Source organism: Chloroflexota bacterium (genome assembly GCA_018648225.1).
Taxonomy (GTDB): domain Bacteria; phylum Chloroflexota; class Anaerolineae; order Anaerolineales; family UBA11858; genus NIOZ-UU35.
On record JABGRQ010000203.1, the window covers coordinates 1 to 1,972 of the forward strand.

General features: G+C 51.0%; 4 protein-coding genes. 2 read left to right on the forward strand and 2 right to left on the reverse strand.

All coding sequences use genetic code 11. The features are described from left to right. Window positions 1-126: hypothetical protein (locus HN413_17540; protein ID MBT3392204.1), on the forward strand; the 126-nt coding region annotated here is incomplete at its 5' end. Window positions 127-254: 128 nt separating this feature from the next. Continuing rightward, window positions 255-548 carry a GIY-YIG nuclease family protein gene (locus HN413_17545; GenBank protein ID MBT3392205.1) on the forward strand — a complete coding sequence of 98 codons (294 nt, stop codon included), beginning with the start codon at window positions 255-257 and terminating at the stop codon, window positions 546-548. A 101-nt stretch (window positions 549-649) separates the two neighbouring features. Here HN413_17545 and HN413_17550 read toward each other — a convergent pair whose 3' ends face one another. Both HN413_17550 and HN413_17555 read right to left on the reverse strand, forming a co-directional pair. Beyond that, a complete protein-coding gene (locus HN413_17550) occupies window positions 650-943 on the reverse strand; it encodes an acylphosphatase (GenBank protein ID MBT3392206.1) in 294 nt (97 codons plus the stop codon). Then, window positions 940-1,972, reverse strand: a 1,033-nt coding sequence (locus HN413_17555) for a hypothetical protein (GenBank protein ID MBT3392207.1), incomplete at its 5' end; no start/stop codon positions are given. The genes HN413_17550 and HN413_17555, both read right to left, overlap by 4 nt.

Here is a 1,972-nt window from a genome sequence, read left to right on the forward strand (position 1 = left end):
GATGATGTAGCTGTGACGCGCGCAATTGTGGAAGCGGGGAAATTGCTCGATGTGCAGGTACTGGATCATCTTGTGATTGGCCGCGGTAAGTGGGTTTCGCTCAAAGAACGCGGCCTGGGGTTTTGAGTACCATCATTCCGAGCGCAGCAAGGAATCCCTATGGTGATACTCTTTTTGAAGCGTTGCAGGGATTCCTCGTCGCTGTGCTCCTCGGAATGACTGCCTGTTAGGATGTTTTGGACGGCTTCACAATGATGAGAGTTTATTACGTCTATATCATGAATAGTAAGAGCGGCACACTATACACAGGTATGACGAATGATCTAGCACGCCGTGTATATGAGCACAAGCACAAATTGATTCCTGGATTTACACAGCGCTATGATGTAACTCGTTTGGCGTACTATGAAGAAGCAAATGATGTGAGTGTAGCAATTACGCGTGAAAAGGAAATCAAAGGATGGAGACGGAGCAAGAAAATTGCGCTAATAAAATCGCTTAATCCATCTTGGCGCGATTTGGCTGCTGATTGGTTTGAAAATGAATAAACGATGTCATTCCGAGCGCAGCGAGGAATCTCTATGAAGATACTTTCTAATTGAATATTGCAGGGATTCCTCGTCGCTGCGTTCCTCGGAATGACAATCAATCATCCCGTCCTGCGGATGCGAAAATTCTTATATTCCCCCGTTGCGGCGAGCCACTCATGCTTTACGCCAGATGTTGTCCCAGCCCGCGGCCCGCGCTGAAGTGCATTGAGCAGTTTTTCAAGCGCAGCTTGCGGGCCTTCAGCCAGCACTTCTACACTGCCAACCCAGCGATTGCGCACCCAGCCTAAGAGCTCCAGATTAACTGCATTTTGCTGCACAAAATAGCGAAAACCGACGCCCTGAACGCGCCCCTCTACTCGGGCATGCAGGCGGGCAAGATTGTGTAGATTCATACGGAAGCGGGAGTTTCCTGAACGGGTTTTCGACGTTTTATAGCGTCAACAATATTTAAAATTACCCACGGCAGCAAAAACAACGCAAAAATCAGCAGCCAAGGGAGTATGCCGCGCAGCGAAGTCAGCCAGGGATTTTCATGAAATGTGATACTGCGCCAATCCAGTTCGAGAGTCGTTAGTCCCTGGCCCAATGCAGTCTCAGCGCCATGCTCGCAATCCAGACCATCAGCATAGGCTGCTAAAAGTGCTTCGGTACCGGAGGTACCGAAGCGGCCCTGTAGATACCAGGTGATGCTGGATGCCTGTGCATAGGCCAGTTGGAAGTTAGCAGCATCCACAGGGAAACTTTGGCATAAACTGGCAAAGGGGAGCAATGCCTGACGTTCATAAGCTTTTTCCAGCAAAAGCGGGTAATCGGGGTTGGGGAAGAGTTCGGCTGTAGAGGCCAGCCCCTCATTAAGCCAGCGCGGCAGACGGGCGTAGCCATTGCCAAGTTTTTGGTAGAGCAGCACATGCAGCAATTCGTGGGGCACCTGACGTTTGATTTCCAGCGTTTCGGCAGGGCCGGGGGCCAGCGAAACCATCACTTTGTTCAGCGCCGGGTCGGCATGGCCTGCAATTTGCGAACCGGCTTCGCCTGAGAGTTGCAGCGCGCTTTGTAATTCTTGCGAAGTGGCATAAACATAATAGCGCAATGCCTCCGGTGAAGGTACATCGACTTGCAGGCGAATGTGCTCAAGGCCATCGTGGGCTGTGTTTAAGATTTTTTCACCAAAATCCGTATCGCCCTTATACCAATAGATTTCAAATTCGTCGGTTTTGAGCGACTGCCACGCCCAGCGATTATCTTCAAAATAAAAGCTGTATTCCGGGCTGGTGAGCGTTTCCCCGCCCTCCAATGTCACCTGGAATTCATAGGTCACATCGGAGAACAGCCCCAAAAAGGTGTTGGACAAGTCCAGGGTATAGCTGACCAATCCTGGGGGCGTGAGGGTGGCCTCCCCGGCGATTTGGGGAATCCCTGCT